Here is a 17,656-nt window from a genome sequence, read left to right on the forward strand (position 1 = left end):
GTTACGGAGACATGGCGTGCGGGATAGCGGGGGGCGGCTCGCGGGCGTCTACGTGACCGGATGCCGGTGTCGAGGCCGCACGTCCCTCCCCCCGTGGAGGGACGTGCGGCTGTCCCTACGGGGTGCGGCGGCGCAGGAGCCAGAAGGCGGTGAGCGTCGCGGCGGCGGCCACGGCCAGCACGATGCCTGTTTCGACGTACTGGAGCGGCCAGAAGTGGGACTGAGGGTGGAAGGTCGCTCGGGTGAAGTGCTCGTTCCAGTCGAGCTGCCAGGCCGAGCGCGGCAGCTCGAACTCGCCCGCTTCGACGCGGGTGACCGACGGCCAGAAGTCCTCGCGGGAACGCTCCAGCACGTTGAAGAGGACGAGGGCGGCCACGAGGCCCGCCCCGGCGGCGGGCAGCGTCCGGCGCAGCAGCAGTCCGGCGAGCGCGCCGAGGGCGAGGCCGGCCAAGGGGTAGGCGACGGCGGTGGGGCCGGTGCTGATGAAGACTTCCGGGAAGTACCAGTCCCCGACCAGGCTGGGGTTGTCGTCCCCCATGGCCCCCTTCAGCAGCGCGACCGTGCCGGTACCGGCGGTGAGCAGGGCGGCCGGGACGGCGAGCTTGGCGGCCAGCCAGCGGACCGGGGTGACCGACTGGGTCCAGGCGAGCCTCGCGGTGCCGCTCTCCAGCTCCCGCCCGATGAGCGCGCCGCCCGCCCAGGCTGCCACGGGGAAGATCAGGTACGACAGGGCGTCGGCGACGAGCGAGAGGACAGTGCGGTAGGTGTCGTCGGCGGTGATCGCCACGACCGAGGCACAGGAGGGCAGTCCGTCGGCTGCGACCGGTTCGGCGCACGCGCTCAGGCCCCGGCGGGCCTCGTCGCCGATGACGTACACCCAGATCAGCGCGGCCACGGCGGCGGTCAGCGCCAGGCCCCAGAAGATCAGCGCCGTGCGGTGCAGCCGCAGAACGGTCCAGGTCAGCCCGCGTGGCCGCGGTGACTCACGGCCGGTGCGGGCCGCCGTCGCGGTGAGCGTGGTGGTCATACGGCGGCTCCGGTGGCGATACGGCGCTTCAGCAGCCGGAAGGCGACCAGGACCGTCAGCGCCGCCACGGCGAGGACGATGCCCGTCTCCAGGAGCTGAAGGGGCCAGAAGTGGGAGGACGGGTGGTAGTCGCGGTAGAAGCCCACGATGTCGTGCCGGGCGAGGCAGGCGGTGTCGTCGACACAGAGGGGGTCCGGCACGCGGGCGCCGGACGAGGTGAGCGCGCCCTCGTCGACGACCACGCCGATGTACGGCGGGTACCCGTCCTTGCCGACGAGGGTCTCGACCGGCCACAGGTGCGGGCGCAGTGTGGTCAACGTGGTCATGAGGAGCGCGACGCCCACGGCCGCGAGGCCGAGCGCGGGCAGGGCGCGGCGCACGAGCAGGCCCACGAGGGCGCCGACCGTGAGGCCGAGGAGGGCGTAGGCGGGGGCGAGGGAGCCGTTGGCCAGGAAGATGTCGTCCTCGTACCACTCCCGCCAGGCCGTCACCTGCCGCAGTCGGCCGTCCGACGACCACGCCAGGCGGTGCAGCAGCATGAGCAGGGTCGTGCCCGACACCAGCAGGACGGCCGGGACGGTGAGCTTGGCGGCCAGCCAGCGGACCGGGGAGACGGACTGGGTCCAGGCCAACTGGGCGGTGCCGCTCTCCAGTTCACGCCCGATGAGCGCACCGCCGGCCCACGCGGCGGCGAGCAGCGGTACGAAGCTCAGGAGCTGGTCGCCGAGACTGCCGGCGAGGTTGTAGCGGCTGATGGCGGGACCCGAGTAGTCGCAGTTCGGACCCTGAACCAGCGGTTCGCAGCCCATCGCCCGGAACTCGTCCCAGGCGGCGTCCGCGCCCCATCCGTACACCCACAGCAGCGTTCCCGCGCCGACGGCCACCAGCAGCAGCCAGAGCCACAGCGCCCAGCGGTGCACCCGCAGCAGCACCCAGACCAGTCCGCGCGGCCCCCCGGAGGACGCGACGGAGGTGGACCTTTGAAGCGTCACGGCGGTCATGCGGCGGCCTCCCGCACGCCGTCGAAGCGGAGCGTCGGTGCCTCGGAGGCGCGCAGGTGGGCGAGGACGAACTCCTCCAGGGTGGGGGCCGTGACCTGCCATTCCTCGCCGAGAGGGCCCTCGGGCCGTACGAGGGCGGTGAGCTGGCGCCCCGTGGTGCGGGACTCGATCACGGTGTGCTGGTCCAGGGACGCGTCCGCCCGGCCCCTGACGAGCCGGTGCGCGGCGAGCAGCTCGTCCAGCGGGCCGGAGAGGCGGACGCGGCCGGCGCCGAGCAGCAGGAGGTGGTCGCAGGCGCCGTCCAGTTCGGCCACGACGTGCGAGGACATGACGACCGTGGTGCCGCGTTCGGCCGCGTCGGCCATGAGCGCGGCCATCAGCTGATGCCGGGCCAGCGGGTCGAGGTCGGCCATCGGCTCGTCCAGGAGCAGCAGTTCGGGGCGCTTGCCGAGGGCGAGGGCGAGCGCGACGCGGGTGCGCTGGCCGCCGGAGAGGGTGCGGACCTTGGCGCCCGGGTCGAGGTCGCCCTCGGCGACGATCCGCTCGGCGGCCTTCGCGTCCCAGCGGCCGGGGTTCAGCTCACGCCCGAAGCGCAGGGTGTCGGCGACGGTGAGCTGGGGGTGCAGGGGCTTGTCCTGGGCGACGTACGCGAGCCGTTCGCGCACCGTCGCCGGGGCCTCGCCGAGGACGGTGAGGGTGCCGTCGGTGGGGCGCTGCAGCCCGGCGGCGAGCGAGAGCAGGGTCGACTTGCCGGCGCCGTTCGGCCCGACGACGGCGCACACGGTGCCCGCGGGCAGCCGGAAGTCGCATCCGTCCAGCGCGGTCTTGCCCCGCCGCCCGAACCTCTTGCCCAGCGCGGCCGCCTCGATGGCGGTCCCGGTCATGACTCGTCCCCCTTGAAGTGCGTGTCCAGTACGGAAGTGAAGAGCGCGTCCACGTCGTCGCGGTCCAGCCCGGCCCCGCGGGCCCGTACGGCCCACGCGTCCAGTTCTGCGCGCAGCGGTGAGTCGGCCGGCGCGGTGTTCAGCCCGCGCCGTACGAAGGTGCCGAGCCCCCGCCGTGCCTCGACCAGGCCCTCGCGTTCCAGTTCGCGGTAGGCCTTGAGCACGGTGTTGGGGTTGATGGCGGTCGCCTCGACGACCTCGCGGGCCGTGGGCAGCTTGTCGCCCGGCTCCAACAGGCCCAGGCGCAGGGCCTGTTTGGTCTGCTGCACGATCTGCACGTAGGTGGCGACGCCGGAGCGCCGGTCGATGCGGTAGTCGACCATCCGTTCCACCACCCTTTCACTAATTGAGTAGTGAAAGGGTGGTGCAAAGAAAGGGGCGGCGTCAAGATCGCCGCCCCTTAGGAGAGTTATGTCGGGTATCTGAGCCGGATGTCAGGTCTCCGTGCGGTACATCAGGTCCGTCTCGTACGTCGTGAACCCCAGCCGCTCGTACACCGACACCGCCGCCTTGTTGTCCGCGTCGACGTAGAGCATCGCCGTCGGCAGCCCCTGGGCCGCCAGATGCCGCAGGCCGATCGTGGTCAGGGCCTTGCCCAGGCCGCCGCCCTGGGCGCCGGGCCGTACGCCGAGGACGTACACCTCGCCCAGGCCCTCCGCCGCGTGGACCTTCGTCCAGTGGAAGCCGATGACCTCGTCGCCGCGCTCCGCCAGGAAGAACCCGGCCGGGTCGAACCACGGCTCGGCCTTGCGGTCGTCGAGGTCGCGCTGGGTCAGGGAGCCCTGCTCGGGGTGGTGGGCGAAGGCGGCGGCGTTCACCGCGAGCCAGGCCGCGTCGTCTTGGCCGGGCACGAAGGTGCGCACCGTGACGCCCGCCGGGAGCACCGGGTCCGGCAGGCTCAGGTCCGCCAGCGGGCGCCGCATCTGGCGCAGTTCGCGGAACAGGGTGAGGCCGAGGACCTGGGACAGGTGCCGGGCGGCGGAATGGCCGCCGTGGGCCCACACCCGCAGCCGCTTGCCGGACGCGGCGAGCAGGGCCGAGCCCAGCGCGCGGCCGTGGCCGTTGCCGCGGTGCGAGGGATGGACGACCAGCTCGGCGGCCGGGGCCTCCACCGGGTCGGTGTCCTCGAGCTGGGCGTAGCCGACGAGTTCGCCGGCCACGGTCAGCAGGAGGTGGGACACGCCCTCGCGCTCCCCGCCCGCCCGTCTCCCACCACCACCCTCAACGGAGTCGCTTCGCGACGCCATGCCATATCGCAGCTGGAGCCGGCCCTGTTCGGACACCGCCTGCTGCCCGTCGTTGCGGGCGGCCTCCGCGAGCAGCTCCAGTACGGCCTCGGTCTGCTCCGGGGAGAGCGCGGAGTAGGTCTCGATGGAGCGGGAGGGCAGAGGCTGTGCGGTGTCGTCGCTGGTCATGCGTACGAGGGTAAGGGGCGGTTCGGGCAAAGTCCCGGCACAGAAGCAATCAAGGTGTAACCAGGAACCCCCTGTCGCGCTACGCGCGTTGACTCTAGGCTGCCGCCCGACGGGGTCATGTCACTCACGACGCATATCTCACGACGCATTGGGGGGCGGATGTCAGCCACATCCCACCAGAAGCAGCACCGCAGACGGCGTACGTACGCACTCGTCGCGTCCGCGGCCGCACTCGCCACCGCCGGAGCGCTGGCCGCCGCGCTCCCAGCCACGGCGTCGGCGGGGGAGAGCTCCAAGAAGCACGGCGGCGGGTACCACTTCAACCGCTACCAGGACGTCCAGCTGCTGTCCTTCAACGACCTGCACGGCAACCTGGAGCCGCCGTCCGGCTCCTCCGGCCGGGTCACCGAGGTCCACGAGGACGGCACCACCGAGACCATCGACGCGGGCGGCGTGGAGTACCTCGCCACCCACCTGCGCCAGGCGCGCGAGGGCAAGAAGTACTCCATCACCGCGGCCGGCGGCGACATGGTCGGCGCCTCCCCCCTGATCTCGGGCCTCTTCCACGACGAGCCCACCATCGAGGCGCTGAACAAGCTCGACCTGGACGTCACCTCGGTCGGCAACCACGAGTTCGACGAGGGCGCCAAGGAACTGGGCCGCCTCCAGAAGGGCGGCTGCCACCCGACCGACGGCTGCTACACGGACCAGGAGTTCGAGGGCGCCGACTTCCCCTACCTCGCCGCGAACGTCCTCGACGAGAAGACCGGCAGGCCGATCCTCAAGCCCTACTGGGTGTGGAAGAAGAAGGACGTCAAGGTCGGCTTCATCGGCGTCACCCTGGAGGACACCCCGGGTGTCGTCTCCGCGGAGGGCGTGAAGGGCCTGAAGTTCAAGGACGAGGTCGAGACGATCAACAAGTACGCCAAGGTGCTCCAGCGCCAGGGCGTGAAGTCGATCGTCGCGCTCATCCACGAGGGCGGGGCGCCGGCGTCGTCGGCGTACAACTACGACTGTGACGCCCCGGGCGCCGGCGACGGCATCTCCGGCCCGATCGTCGACATCGCCAAGAACATCACCCCGCAGGTCGACGCGCTCGTCACCGGCCACACGCACGCCGCGTACGTCTGCACGATCGACGACCCGGCCGGCAAGCCGCGCATGGTCACCTCGGCCGCGTCCTTCGGCCGCCTCTACACCGACACCACGCTGACGTACGACCGCTTCACCGGCGACATCGCGCGTACGGCCGTGAAGTCCGCGAACCGCGTGGTCACCCGGGACGTCCCCAAGGCGCCCGACATGACCCGGCTGATCGACGAGTGGAACACCCTCGCGGCGCCCATCGGCAACCGCGCCATCGGCCACATCTCCGCCGACATCGCCAACTCCGGCACCGAGTCCCCGCTCGGCGACCTGATCGCCGACGCGCAGCTCGCGTACGGCAAGGAGCTGGACCCGGAGACGGACCTGGCGCTGATGAACCCCGGCGGCATCCGGGCGCCGCTGACGTACGCGGCCAAGGGCAGTGAGGGCGACGGCGTGGTGACCTACGCCGAGGGCTTCACGGTGCAGCCGTTCTCCAACACGGTGAACCTCCAGGACTTCACCGGTGAGCAGCTCGTCCAGGTGCTCAAGGAGCAGGTCAGCGGCACCAACGCGGCCTCTCCGAAGGTCCTGCAGATCTCCTCGGGGCTGACCTACACGCTGGACCTGACGAAGTCCGGCGCGGACCGTGTGGTGACGGACTCGATCAGGCTGAACGGTGCGGCGATCAACCCGACAGCCACCTACCGCGTCGCCACCAACAGCTTCCTCGCGGGCGGCGGCGACGGCTTCCCGACCCTCGGCCAGGGCACCAACGACCTGGTCGGCACGGACGACCTGACGGCGCTGGAGCGGTACCTGACGGCCAACTCCTCGGCGACCGACCCGATCGCGCCGCCGGCGGCGGACCGGATCACCGTCGTGCGGTAGTACGCGCCCCGGTTCGTGAAGTGGCGTGAACTAGATCGCAAACCTCCGGTAGAGGTTGCGGGTGGGGGGCGTGCGCATGGTCGGATGGGCCGATGCGTTCCCCCCACCACATAACGGCGCATCCCTATACAAATCCCTACGAGGAGCTCGGCAGCCTGGACGACGGTCCGCTGGAGGAGTTCCTCGTCGAGGACACACCGGAAGAGCGCGCGGAGGCGGCGGCCCAGGACGACCCCTGGGCCCCGCCCAACCACCGCCGGGGCAGCCGCCGCAAGCGGCGCGGCCGTCTCGCGGGCCTGCCGTTGGCGATGAAGGCCGTGGTCGGCCTCGTCGTCCTCGCCGCCTTCCTCACCCTCGCCGACCGCTGGGCCCTGCTCTACGCCGAGCGCAGAGCGGCCGACACCCTCAAGGACCGGCTGCACCTCGCCGCCGCTCCCGAGGTGGAGATCGACGGCTTCCCCTTCCTCACCCAGCTCGCCGACGAGCGGCTGGACTCGGTCAAGGTGACCGTCCCCGACGTCGCCGCCGACCGGGTCTCGCTCGCCCAGGTGACGGCGACCGCCCGCGACGTACGGCTGGACACCGACGGCCCGACGAACGTGCGCGGCGCCGACGTCCCCGACCTGGAGGGCGACGTCCTGCTCTCCTTCGCCGACCTCAACCGCGAACTCGGCGCCTCCCAGGTGACGTTCACCCCTGACGGCCACGACCGGGTCCGGGCGCGCGGCACACTGCCGGTCGCCGGGCACGATCTGCGGCTGCGCGCCGAGGCCCGCATCGTGCGCGAGGGCGACCGCGGCATCGCCACCCACATCGGCGGAATGCGCCTGGACATAGGGGAGCTGGCCACGTACCGCCCGGGCGCCCGCGCGACGGAGGGACTGCACCTGAGCCGGGCGTCGGCGGCCCGGCTCGCACACGAGACCCGCAAGGCGAAGGCGCTGCTGTCCGTCCCGGCGGTGGTACGGCGCCTGGGGGTGTCCGACTCCCTCGTCCGCGAGGCCCTGCGCAACGAGTCCAAGCTCACCGAACTGACCGGCACTCCGCGCTTCGTGCACCAGGCCATGCGCCTGAACCTCATCGACCTGGCCCTCGACCACCCGCAGGTGCTGGCCCTGCTGGGCTTCGACCCCGCCCTCCTCGACGCCCTGCCCCGCCTCACCCGCCCGGTCCTCGCCGACCGGCTGTCCCTGGGCTTCCGCCTGCCCGAGCCGCCGAGCGGACAGGTGCGGCTGCGGGACGTGCGGGTGGAGCAGGACGGGATCAGGGTGCGGCTGGAGGGGGCGGGGCTGACCGTGGGGCGGTGAGCGTCAGCAGATGCGGTGCACGCGCTGGGTCGTCAGTTCGTAGCGGGCTCCGACGACCGCCAGCCGGCCGTCGGCGATCCTGGCGGCGAGGTCGGGCTCCGCGGCGAGGCGCGACCGGATGGCCCGTACGTTGGCGTCGATGGTCGCGTCGATACGCGCGGCGCCCTCCTTGGTGTGGTCGATGTTCGGGGCTATCTGGTCGGCCAGGTACTGGATGTGGGCGGGCAGCCGCTCACCGGACTCGTCCGCCTCGACGGCGGCGGTCACCGCGCCGCACGACTGGTGCCCGAGCACCATGATCAGCGGTGTGTCCAGTTCGAGCGGGCCGTAGGCGATGCTGCCGAGGACCGCCTCGTCCAGGACCTCGCCGGCGCTGCGCACGGTGAACAGATCACCGAGGCCCTGGTCGAAGACCAGCTCCGGCGGCACCCGGGAGTCGATGCAGCCGAGGACGACGGCGAACGGATGCTGACCGGACGTCAGGCTCTGCCGCACGGCGGGCGACTCGTCGGGATGCCGTTCGCAGAAGGTGCGCCAGCGCCGGTTGCCCGCGGCGAGCTCGCGCAGCGCCTCGTAGGGGGTCTCGGGCCGGCGCCGGGAGGGGGTGGTGGGGGCGGTGGGGGTGTTGTGGGGGGAGGCGGATGCGGGTGCCGCGCCGAGGGCGGTGGTGGCCCCCAGTGCCGCGGCCCCGGTCAGCCCGGCCCGCAGGAGTGCGCGGCGGGCGGGGGCGGCAAGGGAGAACCGCTTGTGGGCGGATGCGGTCGGCTTGGCGCCGACGGATCTGTCAACGTTCACGGCAGGGAAACGTACGCTCGAAACTTCAAGCAAACGTTCGGGTTGCCGAATCATGGCCGGGCGCGGGGAACTCATGATCGGCCGTTGGCCTGCTCTTGGTGTTCTCCCGCGCCCCCCTTGACCTCCCGGCCACCTTGCGTTTTCAGGAAGCCGTCGGCGTCCAGCCCCCGAGCCAGTCGGCGACCTCCTGGCCGGCGGCCTGCGCGTCGCTCAGCTGCGGGCGCTCGGAGCCGGCGCTGCCCGCGCCCGGTCCGGTGTTCCGGTACTCGGCGAACCGGTCCTGCTTCCAGGAGAACCCGCCCATGTCCGTCCAGGGCGTGGTGCGGACCGCGGCGCTCAGGCTGGTGTTGCGGACCGTCGTCTGCGGGTCGAGGGAGGCGTCGCCGCCCGCGTGCCAGGGGCGGCCGAGGTAGAAGCTCCGGTTGGACACGTCACCGTTCACGGCCGAGTTGGCGATGAGGATGCCCTTGCGGTTCGCGGCGGTGCTGGGGGCGGTGACATAGCCGGCCGACGTGCCGTCCCAGCGCTTCTTCAACGTGATGACGGACCGGTCGATCACCGCCGAAGCCCGCCCGAAGATGAAGTCGACGTTGCCCATGACATAGGAGTTCGTGACGTAGACCCGTCCGAGCTTGTCCTTCGCGGCCGTGTCCAGCAGCAGCGTGTCCTGGTCGCCGTCGACGATGACGCCGTCGAGGAACACCTTGTCGGCGGCCGTGCGCAGGGCGACCGCCTGATGTCCGCTCAGGTTCTGGTTCGCCTTCTCGTCGAAGTCGTTGGAGATGGTCAGGTTGCGGGCCTGGAAGTCGTCGGCCTCGGCGGCGACGGTCGCGCTGCCGGACGTGCCGTACGTGCCACCGCCGGGCTTGGGCGTTCCGGCCGCGTTGCCGTACACGATGACGGTGTCCTTGCGACTGCCCCCGGTCCCCTGGATGGTGACGTGCGGCTTGTTGGCGGGGACCTTCACCGTCTCGCGGTACGTGCCCGGCTTCACGGCGATCACGACGCGCGAGGGGTTGTTCGCCGGTACGGCGTTCACGGCGGCCTGCACGGTCGAGTACTGCCCGCTGCCGTCCTTGGCGACGGTGAGGGTGGTCGCGGCCGCCGCCTTGGTGCCTGTGGCAGCCGCCGTCGTACCGATGGAACCGCGCGGCCCCACACCCGACTTGACCTTCGCCGGCACGTCGGCCGTCTTGTCGAGCGTGTAGCCGTAGTAGCCCTTGGGGTCGAAGGCCGTGCCGCCGCTCTCGTTGCGCCCGCTGGTGCCGACGAACGTGTTGCCCTTCTGGACCAGGGCGGCGGTGCTGTCCTTGGTGACCGGGTTCTTCATGCCCTGGAAGTAGGAGTTCTCCAGGACCATTTTCGTCCTGCCGCGCGAGTAGTTGCCGTAGGAGGACTTGATCGTCGTCCCGGCGACGTCCTCCAGGAAGTTGTTGTAGAGGTGCGCGTGGGCGGCGTTGTCGGTCGACGGGTTGCGCTGCTCGGTCTCGCGGAACCAGTTGTGGTGGATGGTGATGTCGGTGACGACGTTGTCCGTCCACCCGATGCCGAAGGTCTTGTTGTTGTCGCTCAGCTTGTTCCAGGAGACGGTCACGTTCGTGCTGTCCTTGCGCACGTCGATGAGCCCGTCGGCCATGTGCCGCAGATCGTTGTGGTCGATCCAGACGTGATGGGCCCCGTCCATCTGGATCGCGTCGAAGTCGTGGTCCTTGTCGTTCCAGACGCCCTGGTACGAGTCCCGGATGGTGAGGTTCCGGATGATGACGTTGTGGACCCCTTGGCCCAGGAAGAAGCCACCGCCCACGATGTGCCCGGAGGTCCCGGCCCCGACGATGGTCTTGTCGGACTGGACCTTGATCTCCTTGCCGACCGGGTTCATGTTGATGGTCCCGGCGACGACGATGACGTACGGCTCGCTGGCCGTGGCGTACTTCTCCAGGTCGGCCTGCGTCTTCACGGTCACGATCTGCCCGTCGCGCCCGCCGTAAGTGCCGTTCTGCCCGAGGGAGTTGACGGAGGCGAAGCCGTCGGCGGTGGCGGTGGCCCAGGAGGGGGCGGCGGCGGAGGCGGTGGGTTCGGCGTCCTGGCCGAAGACGCCGAACGCGTCGCCGTAGGCCATGGTTCCGGCGGCGGTGAGGGCCAGGGGGACACCGATCGCCAGGGCCTTGCGGCTTCTGCGGTGCCGCCGGGCCTTGCTGTGCTGCTCACTCATACGGGGATCCGTTCCGTGCGGGGGGATGGTTGCTCCGCAGAGCGGTCGTCGCCCCGCACGGAATGGTTGCCGTCGTGAGTGAGAGTGTGAGTGCCCTACTCGCCTACTTGGTGCAGGTGTTGGGGTCCAGCTTCTCCTCGATCTTGTCCTCGCGGCCGTCCGGCTGGCCGTTGGGCAGGAGCTTGTCGGAGACGCCGTCGATGTAGTAGCCGTACGAGTAGATCGTCTTCCAGCTCGCGTCCCGGCCGCGCCAGGTGTGCGCGGTGACGTCGCCGTCGCCCTTGTTCCACTCGTAGTCCTCGACGTAGAACACCGGGTTCACGCGCACGACACGCTGGTACGGCGTCCAGGTCACGGCCACCTGGCGGCACGGCGGAATGGTCTTCTCGCTGCGGGTCTCGAACCGGGACTCCTTCTCCCAGCCCCACTCGTAACCCGCGCTGCCGCCCACGCCGCCCGAGAAGATGCTCTTGGCGACGGAGAAGCTGATCTCGCCCCCGACGCTCTTCTTGGCGAACGTCTTGGTGCTGTAGCTGCTGACGAAGGTCTCCTTGTCGTCCGCCGAGCCCCGGTTGCCGATCCACCGGGAGGTGCGGACCGGTTCGCCCTTGATGGACCAGGTCGAGGCCTCGGCGTACCCGCACCAGCCGCGGAACAGCTCCCACGGCCCGGCGGGCTTCCACAGCCCGAAGACGTCCCGCAGATATTCGTCCCGGGTCTTGAACTCGCCGGTGTCGACGTTGAGGGCGCCGTACACGCCCGTCAGGCTCCCTTCCTGGTTGCAGAGCCGCTCGATCATCAGGTCGGTGTTCCCGGGGTCGACACCCCGGACGTTCTGGGCCCCACCGGGCCCGGCCGCCTGGGCGGAGCCGGCACCCGCCAGCACGCCGGTGATGGCGAGGGCGGCGGAGGCGATGGCTGTTGTCGCTGTGCGAATGAGTCGCATGGGGGTTGGCTCACTCCTGTGGTCTGTGCACAGGTGCCTGGCAGTGCTTGGCAGACACCTGCCTGTCTGACGGCCAGGAAGATTCCAGAGAACTCACGGGTAGGGTCGGAGTCAGGTGAGATGACAGGACATCGACAGGTGGGTGGGGGTGTGTGTCGGGGTTTATCGGGTTTGGCGGACTCGCTTGCGCTCATCAGGGACGTACTGGAGGAGCACAGACCATGACGGTCACCCCCGACCTCCGCAACGCCGTCTGGCGCAAGTCGAGCTCGGGGCGTCGTCCTGGTCCGCGTTCACGGAGGGCGTCAAGGGGTAGGCCGGCCGGAAACCGGGGCGCCGCGAGCGGACGCCGCGCCGCTGAACAGCGGGTTCTGGAACACCCAGCCGTTCCGTGCTCGCCGGGCGGTCAGGGCGCTTCCGGCGGCGGTGTGGGTGCCCCGGGCAGCCGTACGGTCGCCACCGTGCCGCCGCCCTCCGCGTGGGCCAGGGTGACCTGGCCGCCGGCCTGCTCGACGGTGCGGGCCACGATGGACAGGCCCAGGCCGGAGCCGGGCAGCGCGCGGGCCGAAGGGGAGCGCCAGAAGCGGTCGAAGACGTGCGGGAGTTCGTCGGCGGGGATGCCGGGGCCGTGGTCGCGGACGGTGAGGGCGCCGTCGTGCAGGGCGACCTCGATCGTGCCGCCGTCGGGGCTGAACTTCACCGCGTTGTCGAGGATGTTGACCACCGCGCGTTCAAGGGCAGCCGGTTCCGCTCGGACGTACCAGGGCTGGAGGTCGGCGTTGATCGTCAACTCCGGGCCGCGGAGGCGGGCGCGACGCAGGGCGGCCTCGACGGTGTCCTCCAGGGAGATCACCTGGACGCGTTCGCCGCGCTGGCCCTCCGAGCGGGACAGTTCCTGCAAGTCGCCGATCAGGGACGCCAGTTCGGTCATCTGGGCCTTCACCGAGGAGAGGAGCGCCTTGCGGTCCGCCTCCGGGATGGGGCGGCCCGTTTCCTCGCTGCGGGTGAGGAGTTCGATGTTGGTGCGCAATGACGTCAGCGGCGTACGGAGTTCATGTCCCGCGTCCGCGATGAGCTGTTGCTGCAGCTCGCGGGAGCTGGCCAGGGCGGAGGTCATGGAGTTGAAGGAGCGGGACAGCCGGGCCACCTCGTCCTCGGAGTCGGCCTCGACCGGGATGCGGATGTTCAGGTCCTCGGTGCGGGCCACGTGTTCTACGGCGTCGGTGAGCTCGTCGACGGGCCGGAGCCCGGCACGGGCCACCGCCAGGCCGGCGGCACCCGCGCCGATCACTCCGACGCCGGAGACGAGGAGGAGGATCAGGGCCAGTTCGTTGAGGGTGGACTGGGTGCCCTTGAGAGGGACGGCGACCGACAGCGCCGCGTCGGGGTAGAGAGCCGGCGGGCCGCCGATGCCTTGGGTGACGATCAGGGGGACGGTCAGCACGCGTACGGCATTGCCGTCCTCGTCCGTACCGTTTCGGAAGTGGCCGTCACCACTGCTCGCGTTCTTGATCACGCTCTTGTCGGCGTCGGTGACCTTGACCTTGCCCTCGGAGTTCGAGGAGACGCAGGCCGTACCGTCCGCCTTGACCAACTGGAGGTAGATGCTGTGGGAACGGAGGGTGCTGGTGTTGCCCTCCGGGGTCTGCGGGCACGCGCGGAGCAGGAGTTGGACCTGCCCGAGGGACTGTGGTTTGGCCCCGTCCTGCAGGTCGTCGTTCAGCTGCTCGTAGAGCTTCCCCTGCACGATGAACCAGCACGTCACCGCCACCGCCGCCACCGCGAACGCCACCGCCGCCGCCACCAGCAGTGCGAGCCGGGAGCGAATGGGCAGCGACCTGAACCGGCGTAGAACCCTGGTCACTCCGCCCCACCCTGCCGCAGCACGTACCCCACACCCCGCACCGTGTGCACCAGCCGCGGCTCGCCGCCCGCCTCGGTCTTGCGGCGCAGGTACATGACGTAGACGTCCAGCGAGTTGGAGCTCGGCTCGAAGTCGAAGCCCCACACCGCCTTCAGGATCTGCTCACGCGTGAGCACCTGGCGCGGATGCGCCATGAACATCTCCAGCAGCGTGAACTCCGTACGGGTCAGCTCCACCGGCCGCCCACCCCGCGTGACCTCCCGCGTCGCGAGGTTCATGCGCAGGTCGGCGAAGGACAGCGCCTCGTCCTCCTCCGTCGCCCCCGCACCGGCCGCCGCCGCGTACGAGCTGCGCCGCAGCAGGGCCCGGACCCGGGCGAAGAGCTCGTCGAGCTCGAAGGGCTTGACCAGGTAGTCGTCCGCGCCGGCGTCCAGGCCGGTCACCCGGTCGCCGACCGTGTCGCGGGCCGTCAGCATGAGGATCGGCGTCGTGTCGCCCGCGCCGCGGATACGGCGGGCGGCGGTCAGTCCGTCCATGCGGGGCATCTGGATGTCCAGGACCACCAGGTCGGGCCGGTAGGCGGTCGCCTTCTCCAGGGCGTCCGCGCCGTCGACCGCGACCTCGGTGTCGTACCCCTCGAAGGCGAGGCTGCGCTGAAGTGCTTCACGCACGGCCGGCTCGTCGTCGACGATCAGGATGCGCTGGGGGTCACGGTCGCCATCGGCGGGGCTCATGGGCTCGGGATCCTCGGGTGCGGTGGGGACGGGGGCTGGAAAGCGGGGCGGGAGGGCTGAGCAGGCTCGGAGCTCTCAGCCTCGCATGTTCTCAGCCTCGTACGGTACGGCGGCGACCGCGGGCGGCGGCGTTCCGGCGACCGGAGCGGGGGCGGGCGGTCACCAGCTCCGGCGCCCGGGACGGGACGGTGGGCGCGTGCAGGGCGCCGGCGATCGCGAGGGCCAGGGTGAGGTCGGCCGGACCGACGCCGGTCGCGGCGTGCACGACCTGTTCGACCTGCTGGGGCATGTCGTGCTCCTTGAGTTCTGCGAGTTCAGTTCTGCGAGTTCAGTTCTGCGAGCCGCTGCGCAGCTTCGCCAGGTCGGACTTGACGGTGTTGATCGGGATGGCGAAGCCGAGGCCCACGCTGCCCGCGTCGGACGAGTTCGAGCCGGCGGCCGAGTACATCGCCGAGTTGATGCCGATGATGTTGCCGTTCATGTCGATCAGCGCGCCGCCGGAGTTGCCGGGGTTCAGGGAGGCGTCGGTCTGGATCGCCTTGTACGTCGTCGTGGACGACCCGGTGTCGCCGTTGAACTGCTGACCGCCGAACTCGAACGGCCATCCGCCGCCCGGCTGCTGTTGCTGCTGGCCCTCGTCCGTCGAGACGGTGACGTCACGGTCGAGCGCGGACACGATGCCGCTGGTGACGGTGCCGGTCAGGCCCTCGGGGGAGCCGATCGCCACGACCTCGTCGCCGACCTGGACCCCGTCGGAGTCGCCGAGGGTGGCCGCCGTGAGCCCGGAGGCGTTCCGGAGCTTGATCAGCGCGAGGTCCTTGCCGCTGTCGGTGCCGACGACCTCGGCGGTGTACGTCTTGCCGTCGCTGGTCGTCACCTTGACCTGCGAGGCACCGGAGACGACGTGGTTGTTGGTGATGATCTCGCCGTCGCTGGTGATGATCACGCCGGAGCCGGTGGAGGAACCGGCGTTGGACTGGGCGTTGATCTCGACGATGCTGGGGCTGACCGCCTTGGCGACCCCGGAGACCGTGCCCCTCTGGCTGGAGGGGACGACATTGGTGCTGGTGGAGCTGGTGGCGGCGACGGTGTCGTTGCCGGTCAGCTCCTGGATGCCGTACGCCGTGCCGCCGCCGACCGCCGCGGCGACGATCGCCACCGCGGCGAGGAGTGCGACGGGGCCGCGGTTCCGCCTGGCCCTCCGCGGCCGCGCGACGGGCTCGGTGAGGAGAGCGGTGGGGGCTCCGCCGCCCGCCTGCGCCGTCGGCTCGTGCGCCGGCGGGGGCGGCCACTCGGGGTTGACGGGCGAGGAAGCGTGCTGCTGGGCGCCCTGGTACGGGTTCTGGTGATCGCCGCTGCGGCGGAGGCTCTCGGTCATGGAAATGAGCTTGTCGTCCGACCATGAGAGCTTCCTGAGTGCTGACTGAGAAGCCCGGCAGAAGGTCGTATGCCCGTTGTAAGGACGGTTCTGGCGCCGCGCAGAGCCTTCTCAGAAAGGCTTCATCAAGCCTCTTGAATCAGCCCGCCGATGAGTTCCGGCGGGGGCGCGGGTCTCCTCTCGTGACCGCCGCAGAGCACACCGGATACCCCGAACGCACCGGAGGACCCCATGACGACCACCCCGCTGCCCGGCCGCCCGCCCGTCGTCGACCTCGCCACCTGGCAGGCCGCCCGCGACGAGCTGCTGGTCCGCGAGAAGGCGCACACCCGCGAGGGCGACGCCATCGCCGCGGCCCGCCGCCGGCTGCCGATGGTGGAGTTCGACGGGACGGTGGAGGTCGTCGGACCCGACGGCCCGGTGCCGTTCCTGGAGCTGTTCCAGGGCCGCGACGAGCTCGTGGCCTACAAGCACATGTGGTACGACGGCGCACCGCACCAGGGGCAGTGCGAGGGCTGCACCACCACCGCCTGGCACCTGAAGGACGCCGTCTACCTCAACGCCCGCGGCGTGTCCTTCGCCGTCCTGACCACGGGCCGCTGGGAGGAGGTGGCCGCCTACGTCGAGTTCATGGGCTACACCCAGCCCTGGTACTCGGTGCGCGACGTGGCCGGCCCGGCCGGCGGCGACATGGGCTACCTCACCTGCTACCTGCGCGACGGCGACCGCGTCTTCCTCACCTACTCCACGACGGGCCGTGGCAACGAGCGGGTCAACGGATCCCTCGGCCTGCTCGACATGACGCCCTACGGCCGCGGCGAGGCCTGGGAGGACAACCCCGAGGGCCGGCCCGAGGGAGGCAGCCCGTGCTGGTCCTGGCGCTCGGACGCGGACGGCAACGCCACCTGGGGTCCGACCAGCCGCCCGGTACCCCAGTGGACCCGCCCCGGCGCGACCCCCGTGGAGACCCTCGGCCGACACGGCCACTGTCACTGAGGCCGGTGCACAGACTCTCTCGCGGCGCTCAGGCGCACCCGCACGACCGCCGCGCCACCAGCCGCGACGGAAACACCTTCAACCGCTCCCGCCGCGACCCGGCGACCCGCAGCCCGTCGTCGAGCACGAGGTCCACCGCGGCCCGGGCCATGGCCGACCGGTCGGAGGCGACCGTCGTCAGCGGAGGATCCGCCAGCGCCGCCTCCTTGATGTCGTCGAACCCGGCGACGGCCAGCTCCGTCGGCACATCGATGCGCAGTTCGCGGGCCGCCCGCAGCACGCCGATGGCCTGGTCGTCGGTGGAGCAGAAGATCGCGGGCGGGCGGTTCGGCCCGGAGAGGATGCCGAGGGCTATGCGATACGCGTCGTAGCGGTTGTACGGCGCCTCGAACAGCCGCCCCTCGGTCGGGATCCCGGCCTCGGCCATCGCGCGCCGCCAGCCCTCGACGTGGTCGGAGACCGGGTCGCCGACCGCCGGGGTCTCCGCGGTGCCGCCCATACAGGCGACGTACCCGTAGCCGTGCTCCAGCAGATGCCGTACGGCGAGCTGGGCGCCTCCCAGGTCGTCGGTGACGACGGCGACGTCGTCTATGGCCTCCGGCCGCTCGTGCAGGAGCACCACCCGGGCGTCCCAGGCCTCGATCTCGGCGGCGGCCAGGTCGTTCAGCGCGTGCGAGACGAGGATGAGCCCCGAGACCCGCATTCCGAGGAACGCCCGCAGATAGTGGACCTCGCGCTCGCCGACGTAGTCGGAGTTGCCGACGAGAACCATCTTCCCGCGCTCGGCGGCGGCCCATTCGACCGCGTGTGCCATCTCCCCGAAGAAGGGCTGGCGCGCGTCCGGGACGATCAGGCCTATGAGATCCGTGCGCCGCGAGGCCATCGCCTGGGCGACGCGGTCGGGCCGGTAGCCCAGTTCCTTGATCGCGGCGAGAACACGCTCGCGCGTGGCCGGGGCGACCGGCCGGGGTCCGTTGTTGATGACATAGCTGACGACGGCAGTGGAGGTCCCTGCCAGCCGCGCAACGTCATCGCGAGTCACCTTGGCCACGCGCGGAGT

16 protein-coding genes are annotated in these 17,656 nt (G+C 71.0%); 3 read left to right on the forward strand and 13 right to left on the reverse strand.

Annotation, left to right across the window (positions count from 1 at the left end; genetic code table 11):
- Window positions 1–115: 115 nt before the first annotated feature.
- The 5 genes from IM697_RS02835 to mshD all read right to left on the reverse strand — a co-directional run bounded on the left by IM697_RS02835 (window position 116) and on the right by mshD (window position 4,387).
- On the reverse strand, window positions 116–1,027 hold the full coding sequence (locus IM697_RS02835; protein ID WP_194044375.1) for a hypothetical protein: 912 nt from the start codon (window positions 1,025–1,027) through the stop codon (window positions 116–118).
- Window positions 1,024–2,028 (reverse strand): ABC transporter permease, encoded by a 1,005-nt coding sequence (locus tag IM697_RS02840; RefSeq protein WP_194044376.1) that lies wholly within the window; start codon window positions 2,026–2,028, stop codon window positions 1,024–1,026. The genes IM697_RS02835 and IM697_RS02840 overlap by 4 nt, the downstream gene beginning before the upstream one ends.
- Window positions 2,025–2,912, reverse strand: coding sequence for an ABC transporter ATP-binding protein (locus IM697_RS02845; RefSeq protein WP_194044377.1), 888 nt, complete (start codon window positions 2,910–2,912; stop codon window positions 2,025–2,027). The genes IM697_RS02840 and IM697_RS02845 overlap by 4 nt, the downstream gene beginning before the upstream one ends.
- Complete coding sequence (locus IM697_RS02850) at window positions 2,909–3,295, reverse strand: GntR family transcriptional regulator (RefSeq protein WP_194044378.1); 387 nt, start codon at window positions 3,293–3,295, stop codon at window positions 2,909–2,911. Before IM697_RS02850 ends, IM697_RS02845 begins: the two co-directional genes overlap by 4 nt.
- Before the next feature lie 111 nt (window positions 3,296–3,406).
- Window positions 3,407–4,387 (reverse strand): mycothiol synthase, encoded by a 981-nt coding sequence (gene mshD / locus IM697_RS02855; RefSeq protein ID WP_194044379.1) that lies wholly within the window; start codon window positions 4,385–4,387, stop codon window positions 3,407–3,409.
- A gap of 159 nt (window positions 4,388–4,546) precedes the next feature.
- Between mshD and IM697_RS02860 the strand changes: the two genes are divergently transcribed.
- Window positions 4,547–6,364 carry a bifunctional metallophosphatase/5'-nucleotidase gene (locus IM697_RS02860; RefSeq protein ID WP_194044380.1) on the forward strand — a complete coding sequence of 606 codons (1,818 nt, stop codon included), beginning with the start codon at window positions 4,547–4,549 and terminating at the stop codon, window positions 6,362–6,364.
- A gap of 92 nt (window positions 6,365–6,456) precedes the next feature.
- Window positions 6,457–7,671, forward strand: a complete 1,215-nt coding sequence (locus tag IM697_RS02865; RefSeq protein ID WP_194044381.1) for an LmeA family phospholipid-binding protein — start codon at window positions 6,457–6,459, stop codon at window positions 7,669–7,671.
- A gap of 3 nt (window positions 7,672–7,674) precedes the next feature.
- Here IM697_RS02865 and IM697_RS02870 read toward each other — a convergent pair whose 3' ends face one another.
- The 7 genes from IM697_RS02870 to IM697_RS02900 all read right to left on the reverse strand — a co-directional run bounded on the left by IM697_RS02870 (window position 7,675) and on the right by IM697_RS02900 (window position 15,600).
- Window positions 7,675–8,466 carry a carbonic anhydrase gene (locus IM697_RS02870; protein WP_407699598.1) on the reverse strand — a complete coding sequence of 264 codons (792 nt, stop codon included), beginning with the start codon at window positions 8,464–8,466 and terminating at the stop codon, window positions 7,675–7,677.
- A 142-nt stretch (window positions 8,467–8,608) separates the two neighbouring features.
- The gene (locus IM697_RS02875; protein ID WP_194044383.1) at window positions 8,609–10,678 is read right to left on the reverse strand and encodes a pectinesterase family protein; all 2,070 of its coding nucleotides are present in this window, start codon (window positions 10,676–10,678) and stop codon (window positions 8,609–8,611) included.
- Between the two features lie 103 nt (window positions 10,679–10,781).
- Window positions 10,782–11,624, reverse strand: coding sequence for a hypothetical protein (locus tag IM697_RS02880; RefSeq protein WP_194044385.1), 843 nt, complete (start codon window positions 11,622–11,624; stop codon window positions 10,782–10,784).
- A 406-nt stretch (window positions 11,625–12,030) separates the two neighbouring features.
- Window positions 12,031–13,488: a sensor histidine kinase gene (locus IM697_RS02885; protein ID WP_194044387.1), complete on the reverse strand. Its 1,458-nt coding sequence runs from the start codon at window positions 13,486–13,488 to the stop codon at window positions 12,031–12,033.
- On the reverse strand, window positions 13,485–14,222 hold the full coding sequence (locus tag IM697_RS02890; protein ID WP_194044389.1) for a response regulator transcription factor: 738 nt from the start codon (window positions 14,220–14,222) through the stop codon (window positions 13,485–13,487). The genes IM697_RS02885 and IM697_RS02890 overlap by 4 nt, the downstream gene beginning before the upstream one ends.
- 91 nt (window positions 14,223–14,313) lie before the next feature.
- On the reverse strand, window positions 14,314–14,511 hold the full coding sequence (locus tag IM697_RS02895; RefSeq protein WP_194044391.1) for a hypothetical protein: 198 nt from the start codon (window positions 14,509–14,511) through the stop codon (window positions 14,314–14,316).
- 39 nt (window positions 14,512–14,550) lie between these two features.
- Entirely contained in the window at window positions 14,551–15,600 is a 1,050-nt protein-coding gene (locus tag IM697_RS02900) for a S1C family serine protease (protein WP_194044393.1), read from the reverse strand.
- Window positions 15,601–15,831: 231 nt separating this feature from the next.
- Here IM697_RS02900 and IM697_RS02905 point away from each other — a divergent pair, with 231 nt between their 5' ends.
- A complete protein-coding gene (locus tag IM697_RS02905) occupies window positions 15,832–16,596 on the forward strand; it encodes a DUF899 domain-containing protein (RefSeq protein WP_194044395.1) in 765 nt (254 codons plus the stop codon).
- Between the two features lie 28 nt (window positions 16,597–16,624).
- On the opposite strand, the gene IM697_RS02910 is transcribed toward IM697_RS02905, so the two are convergent.
- Window positions 16,625–17,647: a LacI family DNA-binding transcriptional regulator gene (locus IM697_RS02910; RefSeq protein ID WP_194044397.1), complete on the reverse strand. Its 1,023-nt coding sequence runs from the start codon at window positions 17,645–17,647 to the stop codon at window positions 16,625–16,627.
- Between the last annotated feature and the right edge of the window lie 9 nt (window positions 17,648–17,656).

Source organism: Streptomyces ferrugineus (assembly GCF_015160855.1).
Lineage (GTDB): Bacteria > Actinomycetota > Actinomycetes > Streptomycetales > Streptomycetaceae > Streptomyces > Streptomyces ferrugineus.

Bases quoted from the DNA above. Each gene is read 5' to 3' on its own strand.
- IM697_RS02835 (WP_194044375.1), bottom strand. From the start codon at position 1,027: ATGACCACCACGCTCACCGCGACGGCGGCCCGCACCGGCCGTGAGTCA.
- IM697_RS02840 (WP_194044376.1), bottom strand. From the start codon at position 2,028: ATGACCGCCGTGACGCTTCAAAGGTCCACCTCCGTCGCGTCCTCCGGG.
- IM697_RS02845 (WP_194044377.1), bottom strand. From the start codon at position 2,912: ATGACCGGGACCGCCATCGAGGCGGCCGCGCTGGGCAAGAGGTTCGGG.
- IM697_RS02850 (WP_194044378.1), bottom strand. From the start codon at position 3,295: ATGGTCGACTACCGCATCGACCGGCGCTCCGGCGTCGCCACCTACGTG.
- mshD (WP_194044379.1), bottom strand. From the start codon at position 4,387: ATGACCAGCGACGACACCGCACAGCCTCTGCCCTCCCGCTCCATCGAG.
- IM697_RS02860 (WP_194044380.1), top strand. From the start codon at position 4,547: ATGTCAGCCACATCCCACCAGAAGCAGCACCGCAGACGGCGTACGTAC.
- IM697_RS02865 (WP_194044381.1), top strand. From the start codon at position 6,457: ATGCGTTCCCCCCACCACATAACGGCGCATCCCTATACAAATCCCTAC.
- IM697_RS02875 (WP_194044383.1), bottom strand. From the start codon at position 10,678: ATGAGTGAGCAGCACAGCAAGGCCCGGCGGCACCGCAGAAGCCGCAAG.
- IM697_RS02880 (WP_194044385.1), bottom strand. From the start codon at position 11,624: ATGCGACTCATTCGCACAGCGACAACAGCCATCGCCTCCGCCGCCCTC.
- IM697_RS02890 (WP_194044389.1), bottom strand. From the start codon at position 14,222: ATGAGCCCCGCCGATGGCGACCGTGACCCCCAGCGCATCCTGATCGTC.
- IM697_RS02895 (WP_194044391.1), bottom strand. From the start codon at position 14,511: ATGCCCCAGCAGGTCGAACAGGTCGTGCACGCCGCGACCGGCGTCGGT.
- IM697_RS02900 (WP_194044393.1), bottom strand. From the start codon at position 15,600: ATGACCGAGAGCCTCCGCCGCAGCGGCGATCACCAGAACCCGTACCAG.
- IM697_RS02905 (WP_194044395.1), top strand. From the start codon at position 15,832: ATGACGACCACCCCGCTGCCCGGCCGCCCGCCCGTCGTCGACCTCGCC.